14 protein-coding genes and 1 pseudogene are annotated in these 17721 nt (G+C 68.3%); 8 read left to right on the forward strand and 7 right to left on the reverse strand.

Annotated features, from left to right (window positions below):
* Positions 1 to 57 precede the first annotated feature (57 nt).
* The 3 genes from ACTJJK_RS01050 to ACTJJK_RS01060 form a co-directional block, all read right to left on the reverse strand.
* Positions 58 to 684 carry a thymidine kinase gene (locus ACTJJK_RS01050; protein WP_031371784.1) on the reverse strand — a complete coding sequence of 209 codons (627 nt, stop codon included), beginning with the start codon at positions 682 to 684 and terminating at the stop codon, positions 58 to 60.
* A gap of 113 nt (positions 685 to 797) precedes the next feature.
* Complete coding sequence (locus ACTJJK_RS01055; protein ID WP_440729231.1) at positions 798 to 1577, reverse strand: hypothetical protein; 780 nt, start codon at positions 1575 to 1577, stop codon at positions 798 to 800.
* Positions 1578 to 1668: 91 nt separating this feature from the next.
* The gene (locus tag ACTJJK_RS01060; protein WP_440729232.1) at positions 1669 to 2463 is read right to left on the reverse strand and encodes a hypothetical protein; all 795 of its coding nucleotides are present in this window, start codon (positions 2461 to 2463) and stop codon (positions 1669 to 1671) included.
* Between the two features lie 132 nt (positions 2464 to 2595).
* Here ACTJJK_RS01060 and ACTJJK_RS01065 point away from each other — a divergent pair.
* The 6 genes and pseudogenes from ACTJJK_RS01065 to ACTJJK_RS01090 form a co-directional block, all read left to right on the forward strand.
* Positions 2596 to 3320: pseudogene (locus ACTJJK_RS01065) on the forward strand (ATP-dependent helicase); the annotation flags it as partial.
* A gap of 108 nt (positions 3321 to 3428) precedes the next feature.
* Positions 3429 to 4568 carry an ATP-dependent helicase gene (locus ACTJJK_RS01070; protein WP_440729243.1) on the forward strand — a complete coding sequence of 380 codons (1140 nt, stop codon included), beginning with the start codon at positions 3429 to 3431 and terminating at the stop codon, positions 4566 to 4568.
* 357 nt (positions 4569 to 4925) lie between these two features.
* On the forward strand, positions 4926 to 5951 hold the full coding sequence (locus ACTJJK_RS01075; RefSeq protein ID WP_440729233.1) for a DUF4272 domain-containing protein: 1026 nt from the start codon (positions 4926 to 4928) through the stop codon (positions 5949 to 5951).
* A gap of 123 nt (positions 5952 to 6074) precedes the next feature.
* Entirely contained in the window at positions 6075 to 6575 is a 501-nt protein-coding gene (locus ACTJJK_RS01080; RefSeq protein WP_440729234.1) for a GNAT family N-acetyltransferase, read from the forward strand.
* A gap of 75 nt (positions 6576 to 6650) precedes the next feature.
* Positions 6651 to 7121, forward strand: coding sequence for a RidA family protein (locus ACTJJK_RS01085; protein ID WP_031371778.1), 471 nt, complete (start codon positions 6651 to 6653; stop codon positions 7119 to 7121).
* 155 nt (positions 7122 to 7276) lie between these two features.
* Entirely contained in the window at positions 7277 to 8194 is a 918-nt protein-coding gene (locus ACTJJK_RS01090; protein WP_440729235.1) for a 5'-nucleotidase, lipoprotein e(P4) family, read from the forward strand.
* A 252-nt stretch (positions 8195 to 8446) separates the two neighbouring features.
* Here the strand turns inward: ACTJJK_RS01090 and ACTJJK_RS01095 are convergent, their stop codons facing one another.
* From ACTJJK_RS01095 to ACTJJK_RS01110, 4 genes are read right to left on the reverse strand one after another with little or no spacing between them, the layout of a single operon-like run.
* Entirely contained in the window at positions 8447 to 9460 is a 1014-nt protein-coding gene (locus tag ACTJJK_RS01095) for a Csu type fimbrial protein (RefSeq protein ID WP_440729236.1), read from the reverse strand.
* Entirely contained in the window at positions 9457 to 11784 is a 2328-nt protein-coding gene (locus ACTJJK_RS01100) for a fimbria/pilus outer membrane usher protein (RefSeq protein WP_440729237.1), read from the reverse strand. Before ACTJJK_RS01100 ends, ACTJJK_RS01095 begins: the two co-directional genes overlap by 4 nt.
* Before the next feature lie 4 nt (positions 11785 to 11788).
* On the reverse strand, positions 11789 to 12541 hold the full coding sequence (locus tag ACTJJK_RS01105; RefSeq protein WP_031371774.1) for a fimbrial biogenesis chaperone: 753 nt from the start codon (positions 12539 to 12541) through the stop codon (positions 11789 to 11791).
* A 14-nt stretch (positions 12542 to 12555) separates the two neighbouring features.
* Positions 12556 to 13056 carry a Csu type fimbrial protein gene (locus tag ACTJJK_RS01110; protein ID WP_031371773.1) on the reverse strand — a complete coding sequence of 167 codons (501 nt, stop codon included), beginning with the start codon at positions 13054 to 13056 and terminating at the stop codon, positions 12556 to 12558.
* Between the two features lie 325 nt (positions 13057 to 13381).
* Here ACTJJK_RS01110 and ACTJJK_RS01115 point away from each other — a divergent pair, with 325 nt between their 5' ends.
* Positions 13382 to 14428 carry a hypothetical protein gene (locus ACTJJK_RS01115; protein ID WP_440729238.1) on the forward strand — a complete coding sequence of 349 codons (1047 nt, stop codon included), beginning with the start codon at positions 13382 to 13384 and terminating at the stop codon, positions 14426 to 14428.
* A 370-nt stretch (positions 14429 to 14798) separates the two neighbouring features.
* The gene (plsB, locus tag ACTJJK_RS01120; RefSeq protein WP_440729244.1) at positions 14799 to 17471 is read left to right on the forward strand and encodes a glycerol-3-phosphate 1-O-acyltransferase PlsB; all 2673 of its coding nucleotides are present in this window, start codon (positions 14799 to 14801) and stop codon (positions 17469 to 17471) included.
* Positions 17472 to 17721: the final 250 nt, after the last annotated feature.

The following is a 17721-nucleotide window of genomic DNA, read 5'->3' on the forward strand; positions in this document are numbered from 1 at the left end:
ACCGCGCCAAGGCGATGACGGCGCAGGCTTCGGTACTCGAACTGCCGCCCCGCCGTCCTAATTCGATAACTGCAACGACTGCTGTAAAGGCTCGATCGTGCCCTCGCCGCGCATGACCTTCTTGTACTCGGCGCGCGAGACCGACACGTAGCGGTCGTTGCCGCCGATCTCGACCTGCGGCCCGTCCTGCACGGCGCGGCCGGCTTCGTCCACGCGCACGGTCATGGTGGCCTTCTTGCCGGAATGGCAGATGGTCTTGATCTCGGTCAGCTCGTCGGCCCAGGCCAACAGGTATTGGCTGCCTTCGAACAGTTCGCCGCGGAAGTCGGTGCGTAGGCCGTAGCAGAGCACCGGGATGCGCAGGGCGTCGACGATTTCGCTGAGTTGCCAGACCTGCGAGCGGCTCAGGAACTGGGCTTCGTCGACCAGCACGCAGTGCAGTTGCCCCTGCGCGGCGATGTCGGCGCGGATCAGCTGTTCCAGGTCGGCATCGTGGTCGAAGGCGACGGCGTCGGCGCGCAGGCCGATCCGCGAGGCCACCGTGCCGCTGCCGGCGCGGTCGTCCAGACGCGGGGTCAGGATCGCCACGCGCATGCCGCGCTCCTGGTAGTTGTGCGCCGACTGCAGCAGGGTCGTGGTCTTGCCGGCGTTCATCGCCGAATAATAGAAATAGAGCTTGGCCATGGCCGCAGTTTAGGGCGCGCCGCGGCGCCGCCACAGACTTGACGTGCGGCACGCGAGCGCCCGACGGCGCGGTCCGGCCTGTTCAGTCGACGCCGGATGCGCAGCCGACCGCATCAACGCGGACGCGGCGGGTCCTGGGGGTCGGCCTTGTCCTTCGATTCGCTCTCGGCGGGCGGCGGCAGGACGGCGCCTTCCGGGTTCATCGCCTCGACGTCGCCGACGTTGACCGTGCCGCCGAGTTTCAGCTTCCACAGGCGGTCCTGGCGTTGCCAGTAATGTTCGGCGTTCCAGTTGGCGTCGGCGTACAGCCCGCCGGTCAGGGCGACCGCGCCGGAGGCGTCGCGCTGCCCCGCCAGCACGCCGACGTCGGTGCCGATGTGGCTGCCGGTGATCTGGTTGCGCAGGCGTTGCAGGCGGCGGGCGTAGCGCGGCTTGACCGTCGGGTCGCCGTACACCCGGTACAGCGCCGGGCCTTGTTCGAGCGCGCGCTGGCGTTCGGCCGCGCTCAGCGCGGCCCAGTAGCGTTCGCGCAGGCCGACCAGGTCGCGATAGCCGCGCTCGGCGGCGAGGTCCATCCACACGTAGGCCAGGGCGCGGTCGGCCGCCACGCCTTCGCCCTTCCAGTACATCTCCGCGACCAGGCCCTGCGCGGGCTTGTCGCCGAAATAGCCGGCGCGGCGAAAGTGATCGAGGGCGACGGCGTAATGTCCGCGCCGATACGACTGCAGGCCGAGCTGGCGGTATTCGACGTCGGGATGCAGGTGCATGTAGCCGACGTCGGCCAGGGCCGCATCGGCGGCCGGGTCGGGGCCGATTGGCGCTTGCGTCGCGGCCGAAGTCGAGCCCGTCGCCAACCAGGCGGCGAACAGGAAACAGATCAGACGTCCTGTCACGGCATGCGCTCCGATGTTCGCACCGTGCGGAGGCCCGGCGCGGCGGCGAGGGTAGCAAGCCCGGGCGAAGGACGCAGCGTCGGCCTCCGCTTCAGGGACGCTGGCTGCTCATGATCTTTTCCAGTGTGCCGACCTCGACGTTGCCGCCGCTCTGCCAGACCGCGTCCTCGACCGCCCAGTAGCGGCGGGTGTCGAGGCGCCAGTCGGCATACATCGGGCGCAGGTCGAGCGAATCGCTGGGGTCGAAAAGGCTCGAGCCGCCGCGTGAGGCGAACACCAGCAGATTGCCGGTGGTCAGGCCGGCCGGGCTGCCGGTGATGCGGCTGCGGGCGCGGGCGACCTGGCGTTCCATGCGCGGCTTGGCGACCTCGTCGGCGTATTCGTCGAAGATCGCCACGCCCTGCCGCAAGGCGCGTTGGCGCTCGCCTTCGTCGAGCTCCTGCCACATCTTCTCGCGCAGCACTACGAACTGCGGGTAGCTGCGCTCGGCGGCGAGGTCGGCCCAGGCGTAGGCGAGGGCGCGGTCGTGCGCCACGCCGAGGCCGTGCCAGTACATCAGGCTGAGTCGATGCTGCGAATACTTGTCGGCATAGCGCGCGGCGCGGCGGAAGAAGCGCGAGGCGTCCTGCCATTGCCCGCGGCCGGCCGCGTCGGTGCCGTACAAGCGCCACAGCTCGTTGGGATGGGTCGCCGACATGCGCTGGCGGGCGTCGAAATCGCGGTGGCCGATGCGGTCGGTTTCGGCGCTGGCCAGTTGCTCCGGCGTCGCCTCGGCCGGCAGGGCCGCAGTTGGGTCGGCGGCGGCCGGGTCGGCGGACGCAGAGCCGGCCAGGGCGGCCAGGGCCAGCCCGGCGCTAGCCAGCATGACGACGAGACCACGTTCCATGGCGACCTCCGACGAGGGCCCGACGCGGTCCGGGCCTGCGGCGTCTAGCCTACTCCAGCCGCCCGGCCCGGTCGCGGGCGTGGCGGTTAGACTGTGCGGCCTGACCGGCCCTTGCCGGCGATCCGACATTCCATGCACGGTCTCAATCCCCCCCAACGCGCCGCCGTTCTGAACACCGAAGGGCCGCTGCTCGTGCTCGCCGGCGCCGGCAGCGGCAAGACCCGCGTCATCGTCGAGAAGATCGCCCACCTGATCGCGTCCGGCCGCATGCCGGCCAAGCGCATCGCCGCGATCACCTTCACCAACAAGTCCGCCAAGGAAATGCGCGAGCGCGTGGCCAAGCGGATCCGCGGCGACGGCGCCGACGGCCTGACCATCTGCACCTTCCACGCGCTGGGGCTGAAATTCCTCCAGTTCGAACACGCCAAGCTCGGCCTGCGTCGCGGCTTCAGCGTGTTCGACAGCGACGACAGCAACGCCCAGATCAAGGACCTGCTGNCAAGCCCGACGTGATCGACGAGATGCGCAACCTGATCTCGCGCGCCAAGAACTCCGGCCTGTCGCCCGCCGAAGCGATGCGAGAGTCGCGCAGCGCGCGCGAGATCGAGGCGGCGACGGTGTACGAGATGTACCAGGCGCGGTTGACCACCTTCAACGCGGTCGACTTCGACGACCTGATCCGCTTGCCGGTGCAGTTGCTCGAAGCCGACCACGAGGTGCAGTTGGCCTGGCGCGAACGCATCGGCTACCTGCTGGTCGACGAGTGCCAGGACACCAACGACGCCCAGTACCGCTTGCTCAAGGCCCTGGCCGGCCCGCGCGGCCTGTTCACCTGCGTGGGCGACGACGACCAGTCGATCTACGCCTGGCGCGGCGCCAACCCCGACAACCTGCTGGAACTGGGCAAGGACTATCCGAGCCTGGAGATCATCAAGCTCGAACAGAACTACCGCTGCAGCAACCGCGTGTTGCGCGCGGCCAACGCGTTGATCGCCAACAACCCGCACGAACATCCCAAGACCCTGTGGAGCGACCAGGCCGACGGCGAGCGCATCCGCGTCTGGGAATGCCGCGACAGCGCCCACGAGGCCGAGAAGGTCGCCGCCGAAATCCAGTACCTGGCGCAGAAGAACCAGGCGATGTGGGCCGATTTCTGCATCCTGTTCCGCGGCAATCACCAAAGCCGCGCGCTGGAGAAGGCGCTGCAATTGTTGCGGGTGCCCTATCACCTGAGCGGCGGCACCGCGTTCCTGGAGCGCGGCGAGGTCAAGGACGCGCTGTCCTGGCTGCGCCTGATCGCCAACCCCGACGACGACGCGGCTTTTCTGCGCGCGGTGACCTCGCCCAAGCGCGAAGTCGGCGCGACCACTCTGGCCAAGTTGGCCGAGATGGCCCAGCACGCGCAGTTGCCGATGTCGCGCATGGCCGAATCGATCAACGCGATCAAGCAGCTCAGCCCGCGCGCCGGCACCGCGCTCGACGGCTTCGTGCAGATCGTGCGTTTCCTGCGCGACGAAGCGCAGCGCATCAGCCCCGGTGAACTGGTCGGCGTGCTGGCCGAACGCAGCGGCCTGCTGGCTTCGATCCGCGCCCAGTGCAAGGACGAAGCTTCGTTCCAGCGGCGCAAGGAAAACCTCGGCGAACTGTCGGGCTGGTTCGACGGCGGCAAGGGCGCGGGCCCGGGCGAACTGGCCGCGCAGCTGGCGTTGCTGTCGCATGCCGACAAGGGCGAGGCCGGCAACCAGGTGCGGCTGATGAGCCTGCACGCGGCCAAGGGCCTGGAGTTCCGCTACGTGTTCATCGTCGGCGTCGAAGACGGCAACCTGCCGCACGACGCCAGCCTCGACGAAGGCCGTCTCGACGAAGAGCGGCGCCTGATGTACGTGGGCATCACCCGCGCCAAGGAAGCGCTGTACCTGTCGCATGCGCGCGAAACCCAGCGCTGGGGCGAACGCATCCGCCTCAAGCCGAGCCGCTTCATCGACGAACTGCCCGCGGCCGAACTGCAGCGCGACGGCGCCGATCCGGTCGCGGATGCGGCGCGCAAGCACGAGCGCGCGAACGCAGGCTTTGCGGCGATCAAGGCGTTGCTGGAGAACGGCTGAGCGGGATTTCGGGTTGGGCGGGCTCTGCAGCAGACAAGGGCAAATCCCCCCTGCCCCCTTTTCCAAAGGGGGGAATAGTTCGGCTGGGATTGGATGTGGCGCAGGCAGTTGCCACAACGCCTGCGCCAACACCAAGCCGATGTAACGCCGGAACTACAGAAGGCGCAGAACTTTGCCCCCTTTGACAAAGGGGGCGGGCGCCGGCGTTGCGCCAACACAGCCGTGTCGGCTGCTGCGCCGGGGGATTTGCTCTTGCGCGCAACACCCCGGCCGCCTGCGCAAACCGCAAACCGTCGCCGCGCCCATTGCGACCGGATCGGCTAGTCTTGCCGCACTCGTCCACGAACGCGCAACGACATGGCCCTGTTGATCAACGCCTATTCCACGCTCGCCGCGCCGCCGGCGCCGGATTTCCTCAAGGCGCCGCCGGCCTATCGCGACCGCAGCGACGCCGAACTGGTGCCGCATCTGCAGGGCTTCGTCGGTTACGTGCTCGGCACGGTCGCAGAGGGCATGGACGCGCGCACCTTCGCGGTGATCCGCCACCTGCAGCGGGTCCAGAGCCACTACAGCTTCGAGGTCGAGGACGGCGCGTTCGAAGCCTTGGCCTCGTGGGCGCAGGCCGCGAATGCGGTCTGCTTCCTGCCCGACGGCTCGGTGCGCGACCCGGACGGGCAAGTGCTGGTCAGCCAGGGCGAGCCGGCGGTCGATGCCGATTCGGCCTTGCCGTATCCGGCCGACGCGCGCGAGCGCAAGGCGCGCAGCGAAGCCGAACTGCAGGCGCTCGGTGCGAACGTACCGGCGCATCTGCCGCCGGTGCTCGGCGCCGGCGAAGTGCGTATGCGCACGCCCGAAGAAACCATGCGGCGCATGCTGGCGCTGACCGCGGTCGCGGTGCGCGCCGAATCGCTGGGCAGCGACCCGCTGTCGACCCAGGAGATCGCACTCAAGCTCGGCCCGGGCGTCGCCGCGCTGACGCCGGCCGAACGCGCCTTCATCGATACGGAAAAACCCGACGAGGAAACCTGGGCCAACCACGGCTGGCGCTACGAAAGCGCGGCGCTGCTGCAATGGGCGCTGGGCTTGACCGAGGCGCTGCCGCCGCCGACCGCGATCTGCGACGCCGGCGAGATCGCCCTGACCGCGATCGAACATGCCGACGAAGCCCACATCGCCGCGGCGCGACTGCGTCCGGTGGCGGAATTGCTCGACGCCCTCGATGCGGTCTATCGCCGCCATTGGCTGGTCCGCCAGGCCCGCCTCGACGAAAAATCGCCGCCGGCGGATCTGCATCCCAGCATCGTCTACGAGCGCCATTACGCGCTCAACTGGCTGTTGCGGTTCGACGAACAAGAGTGGGACGAGGTCGGCACGCCTACTTGAAGCGAGAAGTGAGTTAAGAGGAGTGAGTAACGAGTGGGAGTGCTGACGTCTCGCTGCTGCTTGCGGACTTCTAGTTCCTGGTTACTAATTCCTAACCTCTCTCAGACTCGGGCCAGCACCGGAATGCCTTCCCTCATCGTCCGCAACGTCACCCCCGCCGATCACCCGGCCGTACTCGCGCTCAACCTCGAATCCGAGGCCTTGATGAGCCCGCTGGATGCGCAGCGGCTCGCCGGGCTGGACCGGCAGGCGGTGTATCACCGCGTGGTCTGCGACGGCGACAGCGTGGTCGCGTTCCTGCTCGCGTTTCGCGAGGGCGCCGACTACGACAGCCCGAACTACCTGTGGTTCTCCGAGCGTTATCCGACTTTCCTGTACGTCGACCGCATCGCCGTCGCCGCCAGCCACCGCGGACGCAAGCTCGGCGGCCTGCTCTACGACGATCTGTTCGCGTTCGCCCGCGAACGCGGCTTCGCCCAGGTCGTCTGCGAGTTCTACATCGTGCCGTTCAACGAAGCCTCCAGCCGTTTCCATGCACGTTACGGTTTCGGCGAAGTCGGCACGCAATGGGTGGCCGGCAACAGCAAGCAAGTTTCGTTGCAGGTCGCGCCGGTGCCGGCGTAAAGGCGCGGCGCCGCTCATCCCGGCAGTGAATCCCCGACCGCAATTCCGACACCGAACGAATCCTGGAGAGTGCTCATGCGCATGGCCCTGTCGATATCGCTGCTACTCGCCTTCGCCGCACACGGCGCCATCGCCGGCGAAGCGCGCAAGCCCGAGTTCCTGCGCTCGCCCGATCCGGCCGCGGCCAAGCTGCCGTTCTCCGAAGCCGTGCGCAGCGGCGACCTGTTGTTCCTGTCGGGTCAGATCGGCACCGTGCCCGGCGGCGACAACGCGCTGGCCAAGGGCGGCATCGCCGCCGAAGCCGAACAGACCCTGCGCAACATCCGCCAGGTGCTCGAACGCCACGGCGCTTCGATGAGCGACGTCGTCAAATGCACGGTGTTCCTGGCCGACATCGCCGAGTGGCCGGCCTTCAACGAGGTCTATCGCAAGCATTTCAGCGCGCCGTTCCCGGCCCGCAGCGCCTTGGCCGCGTCGGGGCTCGCCCTGGGCGCGAAGGTGGAAGTCGAATGCATCGCCCAGGCGCCGCCGCGCGAGCGCCGCTGATCGGCAAGGCGCCGCCGCGCGAGCGCCGCTGACACGCCGGGCGCCGTGGGCGCAGGCCGCCGCCGCGCCCTGAAGCGGCGCGGTCGGGCCGGCAATCGACAGGGTTTTGCCGCGGGGCCTACACTCCCCGCCTTCCCACGACCGAGCGCCCGCGCATGCAGACCCGCGCCTTGCCCCTGACCGTCCTCGCCTGTGCGCTCGCCCTGAGCGCCTGCAAGCCGGTGGCCCCGGCCGCCGCGCCCGCGCCCGCTGTCCCGGCCGAGGCGAAGGCCGCTTCCGCCGCCGCGCCGGCCGCGTCCAGTGCCGACGACAACCTCAACGCGGTGCTGTGGATGCAGCGTTCGGTCGAATACCGCGCCGCGACCGAAACGGTCTACCGCGCAGCCGCCGATAAGCTCGACACCGCGCTCAAGCAGCCCAACTGGGATGCGCTGGTGCCCGACGAACGCGGCAACCCGGTCAAGGGCCTCAAGCCGGCCGTGGTCATGGACGTCGACGAAACCGTGCTCGACAACTCGCCCTACCAGGCGCGCCTGGTGCGCGACGGCAAGGAATACGACGAGGTCACCTGGGACGCCTGGGTCGCCGAGAAAAAGGCCAAGCCGCTGCCGGGCGTGGTCGATTTCGCCAAGGCCGCGCAGGCCAAGGGCATCACGATTCTGTATCTGTCCAACCGCGCCGTGCACTTGAAGGAGGCCACCTTGGCCAACCTGCGCAGCGCCGGTTTGCCGGTCGCCGACGATCAGGTCTTTCTCGGCCTGGGCACGGTGGTCGAAGGCTGCGAACAAAACGGCAGCGAGAAGAACTGCCGCCGCTTGTTGGCCGGGCGCCAGTACCGCGTGCTGATGCAGTTCGGCGATCAGCTCGGCGACTTCGTCCAGGTCGTCGCCAACACCCCGGAAGGCCGCGACGCTTTGCTGCAGCAGTACCACGACTGGTTCGGCGAACGTTGGTGGATGCTGCCGAACCCGAGCTACGGCTCGTGGGAAGCGATGACCTTCAACAACGACTTCAGCCAGCCGCGCGACACCCGCCGCCAGGCCAAGCGCGCCGCGCTCGATCTGGCGCCGTGACCGCAGTCTCAGGCGTACTGGCGAATATCGGTCGATAAAAATCAATAAGTTACATCGCAATACTTCAGGTGTTGCATTAACTTTGGCGCGGCGTTAGGCTGCGCCCATCCCGGTGCCAGCCGGGGCCATGCCACAACTCGTAATCTTCCGGCGCAAGCCGGTTTGAAGGAGGCCTCGCGCCTCCTTTTTCTTTTTTGGTTTGTGCACTCTGCGGCCACGCATTGCGTACGTGGCGATCGATCGGCAACGCGATCAGTACGTCACCGTCACCGTGATGGTGTCGCTGTAGCTGCCGATGCTCGGCGCTTGCGCGCCGACGCGGCCGTACACCGGCAGCGATTGCGCGGCGCCGGTACCGGTGCCGGTCAAGGTGTCGCTGCCGAGGGTGTTGCCCCAGCGCAGCGTGCGCGGGCTGTTGCGATACAGCTCGTAGACCACGAACTGGCCGGCGCCGTTGCGCATGCGTCGGGTCGCGCCGCTGGCGTAGAGGCCGTTGTTGAGGCCGATCTGCCAGGCAGTGCGGCCGCTGCAGACCAGGCCGATCGAGGTGGTCTGATCGAGGTTCGAGGTGATCGGCCCCGGCACGTTGCCGAAGGCCATGTTGGGCACGGGCTTGGGCGTCAGCGTGCAGCTGTCCGGCACCGAGCCGTTGACGGTGAAGGGGAATTGGCTGGAGGTGCCGAGATCCCCTCCAGCGGTGCATGAGGTCGGCATCGTTGCACCGCCGATTATTGATTCATCGTAGCGGAACTCGATTAGCGTGTCGGCCGCAGCAGTAAAGCGGTTGATGTAGGTGCCCGCGTTGAGCCCGGTTTGGGCCGGAATCCGACCATACAAGGTCGCGTTTAGGGTCTGATTTCCACCAAGTACCGGCACGGAGTAATTGAATTGAAGTAGCAAAGGATTGGGCACGGTGGCATTGCCGCGCGAGCCCCAGATAGCGCTGCGAGCGGCGTCGGTGTAGAGCTGCATGTTCATCGGGTCGTTGAACGTGTTGATCAGACGGCGCGGGTTGAGCGTGCTGCCGCCGTCGGTGCCGCTGCGGATGCTCACGCACATGTTGACCTTGGCGTTCCCGAGCACGGCCAAGCCGAACGTCGAGCAGGTAACGCTGAAAGATGCAGTGGCATCGATGACGCCGCCGGTCATCGGTGCGAAATTCAGATTGGTCATCGTTCCGGTGCAGGTGGTCGTGGCCGATACAGGGCGCGCGAACAGCGACAACATCAAGGCGAGGCACAACGCAGCGAGGTGCAGGCGATTCATGGCGATACCTGCGTCTGGCAGATCAAGGGGCCGATGCGCGGCACGCCGCCGCCGGCGGGATACTCGAAGCGCACGCTGCAGGGGCCGTCGGCGGTATCGACGCGCACCGTGTTGAGGTCTTGCAGGCTGTCGAGATAAGTCTCGCCGTCGTAGCCGACGACCGCGTTGGCGCCCGAGTCCAGGTGCACGCGGCTGCCGACCGGCAACGCTTCGCCGCGGGCGTCGTGCAGCACCAGCACCGCGGCGCGTACTTGTTCGATGGCGAAACGCACCAGCGTGCCGGAGCGGTCCTGCGGCGTGGCCTGCACTTCGACCCGGTCCAGGCGCAGGTCGGCCGGCAGTTCCATCGGGTCGATGGCGATGCGGTTGCGTTGCCAGGCATTGAGCGGCGTGACCAGCAGCATGCCGTCGCGGTCGGTGCGGCCGATCGGGCGGTTTTCGAGCAGCACCGGCACGTCGGCGCGGCCATCGGTCGAGACCACCGCGAACGCATCGCTGACGTTGCGCGCGGCGAAGACATGGCCGCCCATCCACACCAGCGAGCCGCTCGCGCTGGCATAGCCGTAGTCGATGTCGCCCTGGCGCGCGTAGCCGAGGCTGTAGCGTCCGTACCCGGTCAGCCAGCCGGCTTCGGCCAGGCCGCCTTCCTCGCCGTCGCCGCCACGCGCCTGCAGGCGCCAGCCGAAGCCGCCGTCGCCGGGCAGCGGCCGGCTCAGGTCGAGCACGGCCTGGTCGCGGCCGCGGTTGCGTTGCAGCGAAGCGCTGAGCTGCAGGCTGCGGTCGAAGTTCATCGAGAAGCCGAGATAGAGGTTGCGGTCCTCGGAGCGGTCCAGGTTCTGGTTGTACGACAGGCTCAGCGAGGCGCCGCTCTTGAAGTTGCGGCTCCAGGTCGCGCTGGCGTAGCGGGCCGGGGTTTCGTCGCGATAGATCAGGCGCACGTAGCTCAGGCCCAGGCTGCCCAGGCGGGTGTCGTTCCAGCTCGCCACCGCGCGTTCGCTGACCCGCGCCGGGGCTTGGCCATAGCGCGAGGCGACGTCGCGGTACTCGCCATGCGTGCGTTGGGTGTCGGCGGCGATGTTGAAGCGGCCGTTGCTCCAGTTGTAGGCGGCGGCGTACAGCCAGCCGGAGTCGCTGCGGTCCTGGCCGTGCGCGAGCGAAGCGCTGAACACGCCGGCGCCGCCGAGCAACCAGATCGCGCCGAGCCCGCCGTTGACCACGCTGTCGCCGCCTTCGGCATGCGCCTCGACGGTGAACGCGTCGCTGACGCCGTAGCGCAGGTCGGCGCTGGCCAGCGGTTCGCTGCCGTAGGAGAACGAACGCAATGCGTAGTCCTCGCGCGCCAGGCCCAGGCTCAGCGACCAATCCGACAGGCCCTTGGCGAGCAGTTGCTGCGCGGCATAGAACGGAAAGTCGAGTTGACGGGTGCGGCCGAAGGCGTCGGTCACGACCAACTGCGCGTTGCCGGCGCCGGTGATGCCGGGGATGGTCGCGAGCTGGAACGGCCCCGGCGGCAGTTCGCCGCTGTATTGGCGGATGCCGTTGACGTACAGGTCCACCGCCGACGGCACCGCGACTTCGCCGACGAAGGTCGGCAGCGGGGTGGTGATGCGGTACGGCTGCAGGCCGAAGTCGCGGCCGATGCGCACGCCGCCCAGGCGCAGCGGCCGGGTCCAGTCGAGCTGGCCGCTGATCACGTCGCCGAGGCTGACGCTGATCATCGAGGCCGGCGAGGACCAGCGCCAGCTGCTGTCCAGGCGCACCGAATCGGTCCGCCGCGGTTCGTCCTCGTTGCGTTGGCTGCGGGTGACCGCGGTCTGGCTGAAGACACCGCGGCCGGCCCCGAACAGGCGCAGTTCGGCGAAGGCGCTGGTGCTGTCGCTGTGGTCGTCGCGGCTGCTGTAAAGATCGTAGTTGAACAACAGGCCGGGCGAGGCGCTGGCAGTGGGGATGTCGGTGCCCGGTGCGTTGAGGCGCGTGGTCGCCAACGACAGCAGCGACAGCGGCGCATCGATCGCCACGCGTTGCAGCGAAGCGTCGTAGCGCACGCTGACGCCGTCCAGGCTGTCGGGCGCGAGCGATTCGGCCTCGCCGCGGCCGTCGAGGACGAAGCCGATCTGGCGCAGGGTGGCGACGCTGGCGAACAAACGGCCCTCGCGCAACTCGAACGGTTGCGGCGTGCCGTAGGCGGTGTGGTTGAGGCTGACTTCGAGATAGAGCTGCAGCGGTGCGCTGGCGGCATTGCTCTCGCCGGCGCGGGCCAGGATCAACGGCGGCAGCTCCGCCGCATGGCTCGCAGGCGATGCCAGGAGCAGGCCGGCGGACATGGCTTCAGCGAGCCGGCGAGTCCAGCGCCAGCGTCCGCTCGGTCGATTCGCCATTGATCCTCGCTTTGAACGTGCCCGGACCGCGCAGCAACTCGGTCGGTGCCGCCAACGGCCAACGCATACGCTGGCCGGCCAGGGCATAACCGAACAGGCCCGACCCGATCGCATGACGGCCTCCCTGCGCATCGACGAATACCAGATCGGCCAGCTGCGCATGCTGGCCGCCGCGGTTGTGCACGCTCAAGCGCGCTTGCTCGCCTTCGAAGCTCAGTTGCGCGCGCAGCTCGGGTGCGAGGGCCGCGTCCCCCGCCGGAGCGAGGAACACCGGGACCGAATAGCGCAGTACGAATTGCAGGCCGGCCGGGCGGTCCTGATCGCCCGGCGGCAGTTCGTCGACGATCAGCCGGTAGCTTTCTTCGGCGGTGGGCGGCGCACCGAGCCGGATCACCCGCACCAACTGCCGCGCCCCCGGCGCCAGTTCCAGCATCGGCGGGCTGATCGCCAACGCGCGCGTCGCTTCGAACCGTTCCTCGTCGTTTTCCTGGATCCAGCGATACACGCGGACCTGGGCCTGCAGCGGCTTGCTGCCGGTGTTGCTGAGCCACAGGCCGTCGGCGCTCTGCTTGGCCTGCAGAGTCAGCGAGGTGGGCGTGACCTGGAGCCCGGCCGCAACCGCCGGTGCCATCGCGAGCACGCCCCATACGGCCGCGACGGCGAGAGCGGCACGGACGGCATGCAGGAGCCGGCGGCCGCTCATCTCTCCCTGTCCGGTCAGTAGGTCACCGTGGCGGTTACCACGTCATTGTAAGTAGCAGCGGGAAAGTTGGCGCTCGGCGCCCTGCCGTAGACCGGCAGGTTCTGGGCCGCACCCGTGCCGCTGCCTGCAAGGACGTTGCCGCCGCCACCGGTGGTGCTGCCCCAGACGTCGCCGGCGCCGCGCGCGGCGGCGCGATAGAGCTGATAGGGCACTTCGTTGGTGCCGTCGCTCATCGCGCGGCTGTTGACGTCGGCGCCGTTCTGGCCGTTGTCGAGCGCGATCGTATAGGCCGTGCCCGGCGTGCAGTTCACGGTCAGCTGGCCCTGCTGGTCGACGTTGGTCGCGGTCGAGGCGACCGTGCCGAAATTGACGTCGGTGGCGGCGACGGTGTGGATGTCGCAGGTGCTGGTGATGGTGATGGTGACGTCGAACTGGGTGGTGTCATCGGCGGCGTAGGCCGGCGCGATGCCGGCTACGAGGATGGCTGCGAGCAGACGGGTCGGGGAAAGACGCATGGATCGATGCTCCTGCGCTGATCGCGCTCTGACGGTCCGGCGTTTTTGCCGGATCTGCCTGTTAAGAACGCATAAAACATGCCATTCAGGGCACAGTAGTCGGACATAAACGGACACAGAGTGATCGCAGTCACGAATATGTGCTAAGGCCCATTCAGATCTATTTTTGTGATGTAAATCACGGTTTTATCGTCACGCCGAAAATGAGCGCTAGTCGACGTAATGCGTCAACTAGTGTGCTTTCTTGGTGGTGCCCGGGTGAACGGCTTGTGTCGGCCGGAGTGCGCCGCCAAGATGCCCGTCCGCGACTGGGGAGCCGCACCCGATGTCCATCGTCCGACGCGCCTGCACCGCGCTGTTGTCGACCGTTGCCCTGTTGGCGGCGGCCGGCTGCGAGCGCGAAGCGCCGCCCGCCGATCCGGTGCCGACCCTGCCGGCACAGGCCGTGACCCAGTTGGTCGCGGATCTGCGCCGCAACGACCTGGCCGCCTACGCCCGCCATGCCGTGCCGCCGCAATTGCATGCCCGCCTAGAGACGGCCTGGCGCGAAGGCCGCACGGTCTGGCCGCTGACCGAGCTGCCGCTGGACGACCGTTTCCCGAGCTTCATCGCCGCGCTGGCCGCGCAGGACGCCGAGCGCACCCTGGTCGCGACCTATCGTCGCCAGTTCGCCGGCGCCGACAAAGAATTGCATTCGGCGGCCAAGACCATGGGCCTGTTCGCGATTCAGTACGTGCGCAGCGAGACCGGCTACAGCGACACCGAGCGCGACCACCATGCCCAGTTGATCGCGGCGATGAGCGCTTGGGCGCAGGGCGCGCCGCTGGGCGATTCGGCGCGGGCGCGGGTGGCGATTCCGCAGTTGGTATCGGCCGCGCGCGCGACCGGATTGGCGGCGCCGGACGCCTTCGCCCGCACCGGCATGGACCGCAGCCTGCGTCGGCTCGGGCCCTTCGTCGAGCGGCTCAAGCAGGTCGTGAACGGCTACGGCCTCGACCTCGACGCTGCTCTCGCCAGCGTGCAGACCAGCCTGGCCGAGCAGACCGGCGACACCGCGCGGGTGCGGGTGCGTTACGAACTCGCCGGCGAAGCGGTCGATGCCTACGTGCTGGTCGAGCGCCGCGACGGCCGCTGGTACCTCAGCGACGTGCTGCGTCACGCCGAGACCGAAGCGCAGGCACCGCCGAAGCCGACGCGGGTGGAGCCGCCGGCGGCGGCCGAAGGCAAGCCGCTACAGGCGAATGCCCCGGCCGAAGGCAAGCCGTCGCAGGCGAATGCTCCGGCCAAGGGCAAGCCGCAGCAGGCGACCGCCCCCGCCAACAGCAAACAGGCGCCAGCGACCGCTCCGGCCGCACCCGCGCCGCCGCGCTGAGCCTGGCTCCGCCTGGGTTTCGCGGCGGCCGGCGCAACTGCAAGGGCCGGTTCGAACGGCCCGGTTCAGGCGGCCCGATAGGTCAGGCGCGCGCCGAAGCCGAATAGGCATAATGATCGGGATGCCGAAACAAACGCCCCTGCCTTTCCCCGACGCCGCTTCGGCCGACTCCGCACGCACGCCGGTCGACGCCTCGGACCCGGCCGCTGCCGCCGATCCTTCCGCCGAACACGCGCCTGCTGGGCCGGTCGATGCCGAAGCGGCCGCCGCGTCCGACGAGCGCGCGAGTGCGATCGCCGACGACCTCGCCGAACCTGCGTTCGAGCCCGAGGTCGAGTCCACCGTCGAACCTGCCGTCGAAGCCGAATCCATGAGCGAGCGCGTCGCCGAAGCCGCCGACGAGATCCGGTCCGAGCCTGCGCTCGCCGCTTCGCCTGCGCCCGCCGAGCCCGAGCCCGATCAGCCCGAACTGCCGATCGCCGCGCCGCCTGCGGCTGCGGGCGAGTCGCGTCCGGGCGCGCCGCCGGCGCACCGCCCGTGGTGGGCGCGCCTGCTCGGCAAGATCATGGCGCCGTGGGTGTCGCTGACCATCGAGCCGAAGGCGCCGTCCGAACATATCGCCGAGGAGTGGCACGGCCGCCCGGTCTGCTACGTGCTCGAAGACTACGGTCTGTCGAATGCGTTGATCCTCGAACGCGCCTGCCGCGAGAGCGGCCTGCCGTCGCCGCTGCAGCCGTTGCCGGGCGACCCGCTCGGCCGTAAGCGCGCCTATGTCGCGCTGTCGCGGCGCCACGCCGGCACCTTGGCGCCGTCCGGTCCGCCCTCGGCCAAGACTCACTCCGGTTCGCTCGCGCGTCTGCTCGACGCGCATCGCAACGACCCCGCGCTCGATGTGCAGTTGGTGCCGGTATCGATCTTCGTCGGCCGCGCGCCGGACCGCAGCAGCGGCTGGTTCTCGGTGTTGTTCTCGGAAAACTGGACCCTGGTCGGCCGCTTCCGCCGCCTGCTCGCGATCGCCCTCAATGGCCGCCACACCACGGTGCGGTTCTCGCCGCCGGTGTCGCTGCGCGGCATCGTCGACGAAGGTCTGCCGTCCGAACGCACCGTGCGCAAACTCTCGCGCGTGCTGCGCACACACTTCCGCCGCATCCGCGCGGCGGTGATCGGCCCCGATCTGTCGACCCGGCGCATGCTGATCGACCGCGTGCTCGCTTCCGAACCGGTCAAGGACGCGATCGCCGACCAGGCCCGTCGCGACAGCAGCAACAGCACCGAAGCGTGGAAGAAAGCCCACGCCATGGCTTACGAGATCGCCGCCGACTATTCGCATCCGGTGGTGCGCTCGCTGAGCTTCATCCTGACCCCGGTGTGGAACCGCATCTACCGCGGTGTGCTGGTGCATCACCTCGACCAGCTCAAGCAGGACGCGCCCGGCCACGAAGTCGTCTACGTGCCTTGCCATCGCAGCCACATGGACTACCTGTTGTTGAGCTATCTGCTCTACACCAAGGGCATCGTGCCGCCGCACATCGTCGCCGGCATCAACCTCAACCTGCCGGTGGTCGGCTCCATCCTTCGCAAGGGCGGCGCCTTCTTCATCCGGCGCAGCATCCGCGGCAGCGCGCTGTATTCGGCCATCCTCAGCGAATACGTCGCCCAGCTGGTCTCGGGCGGCTACTCGATCGAGTACTTCATCGAAGGCGGGCGCTCGCGCACCGGCCGTCTGCTGCCGCCGAAGGGCGGCATGATCGTGATGACCGTGCGCGGTTTCCTGCGCCAACCGACCCGGCCGGTGCTGTTCCAGCCGATCTACGTCGGCTACGAAAAGCTCATGGAGGGCAACAGCTACCTCGACGAGCTGTCCGGCAAGCCGAAGGAAAAAGAATCGATCTGGCAGTTGCTGTGGGGCATTCCCAAGGTGCTGCGCTCCAACTACGGCCAGGTGGTGGTGAACTTCGGCGAGCCGATCCGGCTCAACGACATGCTCGCCCAGCACGCCCCGGAGTGGGACGGCCGCCCGCTCGACGAGGAAGACAAGCCGAGCTGGCTGTCGGCGACGGTCGATGCGGTCGCCGAACAGATCCAGGTCAACGTCAACCGCGCCGCCGACGTCAACCCGATCAACCTGCTCGCCCTGGCCCTGCTGTCGACGCCGAAACATGCGATGGGCGAGGCCGACCTGCTCGCGCAGATCGCCCTGTCCAAGACCTTGCTGGCCGAGCTGCCGTATTCCGACCGCGTCACCGTCACCCCGCACACGCCGCAGGAAATCGTCGCCCACGGCGAAGAGATCAACGTGCTCGAACGCATCGCCCATCCGCTCGGCGACGTGCTCGGCGTCGACGGCGACGACAAGGCGGTGCTGCTGAGCTATTTCCGCAACAACGTCCTGCACCTGTTCACCGCGGCCTCGTGGATCGCCTGCTGCTTCCAGCACAACCGCCGCATGAGCCTGGCCGGCGTGTTGCGCCTGGGCCGCAGCGTGTACCCCTTCCTACAGGCCGAGCTGTTCCTGCCGTGGAGCGAGGACGAATTCGCCGAGCGCCTGGTGCGCACGGTCGACGTGTTCGTCCGCTCCGGCTTGCTGGAACGCGTCAGCGAAGACGACGGCGGTATCCTCGCCCGCAACGCCGGCCAGACCGACGAAGTGTTCCGCCTGCGCGCGATCGGCCATTCCTTGCAGCAGGCCTTCGAGCGTTACTACATCGCCATTTCGGTGCTGGTGAAGAACGGCCCCGGCACCATGTCGGCCGGCGAACTCGAAAGCCTGTGCCAGCTCGCCGCCCAGCGCCTGTCGCTGCTGTACGCGCCGGCCGCGCCGGAGTTCTTCGACAAGACCTTGTTCCGCGGCTTCATCCAGAAACTGCGCGAGCTGCGCCTGGTCTGGCCCGACAGCGAAGGCAAGCTCGCCTTCGACCAGCGCCTGGATGCCTGGGCGAAGGACGCCAAGGTCATTCTGGGCCGCGAGTTGCGGCATACGATCGAGAAGATCAGCCCGGAGATGGCGGCGAAGCCGGAGCCCAAGACTTCGGCGGACGCCTGAGTCCGCCACTGGTTCTCTTGCATGTCCCTTTGGATTCCGCTCCCCCTGTAGGAGCGGCGTGAGCCGCGACGCGGTTGCTGTTGCCGTTGCCGTTGCCGTGATGAGCTTGGCGCAGTACCGGACTCGCGAGAACACCTGGAGACCCGGAGGGCGGCGCACAGGACGTGCGCCGTTTTCCGATAAGACAAGGATGTCTTATCGGAAAATCCCCGCGCGCGCTGCGAACTCGCAGGGGAGCTTCGTCAAGGAA

The sequence above is a fragment of the Lysobacter sp. 22409 genome, from assembly GCF_052045105.1.
Classification (GTDB): Bacteria; Pseudomonadota; Gammaproteobacteria; order Xanthomonadales; family Xanthomonadaceae; genus Lysobacter; species Lysobacter antibioticus_B.

Coding starts and splice junctions, on each gene's coding strand:
- ACTJJK_RS01050 (WP_031371784.1), bottom strand. CDS start 684: ATGGCCAAGCTCTATTTCTATTATTCGGCGATGAACGCCGGCAAGACC.
- ACTJJK_RS01060 (WP_440729232.1), bottom strand. CDS start 2,463: ATGGAACGTGGTCTCGTCGTCATGCTGGCTAGCGCCGGGCTGGCCCTG.
- ACTJJK_RS01075 (WP_440729233.1), top strand. CDS start 4,926: ATGGCCCTGTTGATCAACGCCTATTCCACGCTCGCCGCGCCGCCGGCG.
- ACTJJK_RS01080 (WP_440729234.1), top strand. CDS start 6,075: ATGCCTTCCCTCATCGTCCGCAACGTCACCCCCGCCGATCACCCGGCC.
- ACTJJK_RS01085 (WP_031371778.1), top strand. CDS start 6,651: ATGCGCATGGCCCTGTCGATATCGCTGCTACTCGCCTTCGCCGCACAC.
- ACTJJK_RS01090 (WP_440729235.1), top strand. CDS start 7,277: ATGCAGACCCGCGCCTTGCCCCTGACCGTCCTCGCCTGTGCGCTCGCC.
- ACTJJK_RS01095 (WP_440729236.1), bottom strand. CDS start 9,460: ATGAATCGCCTGCACCTCGCTGCGTTGTGCCTCGCCTTGATGTTGTCG.
- ACTJJK_RS01100 (WP_440729237.1), bottom strand. CDS start 11,784: ATGTCCGCCGGCCTGCTCCTGGCATCGCCTGCGAGCCATGCGGCGGAG.
- ACTJJK_RS01105 (WP_031371774.1), bottom strand. CDS start 12,541: ATGAGCGGCCGCCGGCTCCTGCATGCCGTCCGTGCCGCTCTCGCCGTC.
- ACTJJK_RS01110 (WP_031371773.1), bottom strand. CDS start 13,056: ATGCGTCTTTCCCCGACCCGTCTGCTCGCAGCCATCCTCGTAGCCGGC.
- ACTJJK_RS01115 (WP_440729238.1), top strand. CDS start 13,382: ATGTCCATCGTCCGACGCGCCTGCACCGCGCTGTTGTCGACCGTTGCC.
- plsB (WP_440729244.1), top strand. CDS start 14,799: ATGAGCGAGCGCGTCGCCGAAGCCGCCGACGAGATCCGGTCCGAGCCT.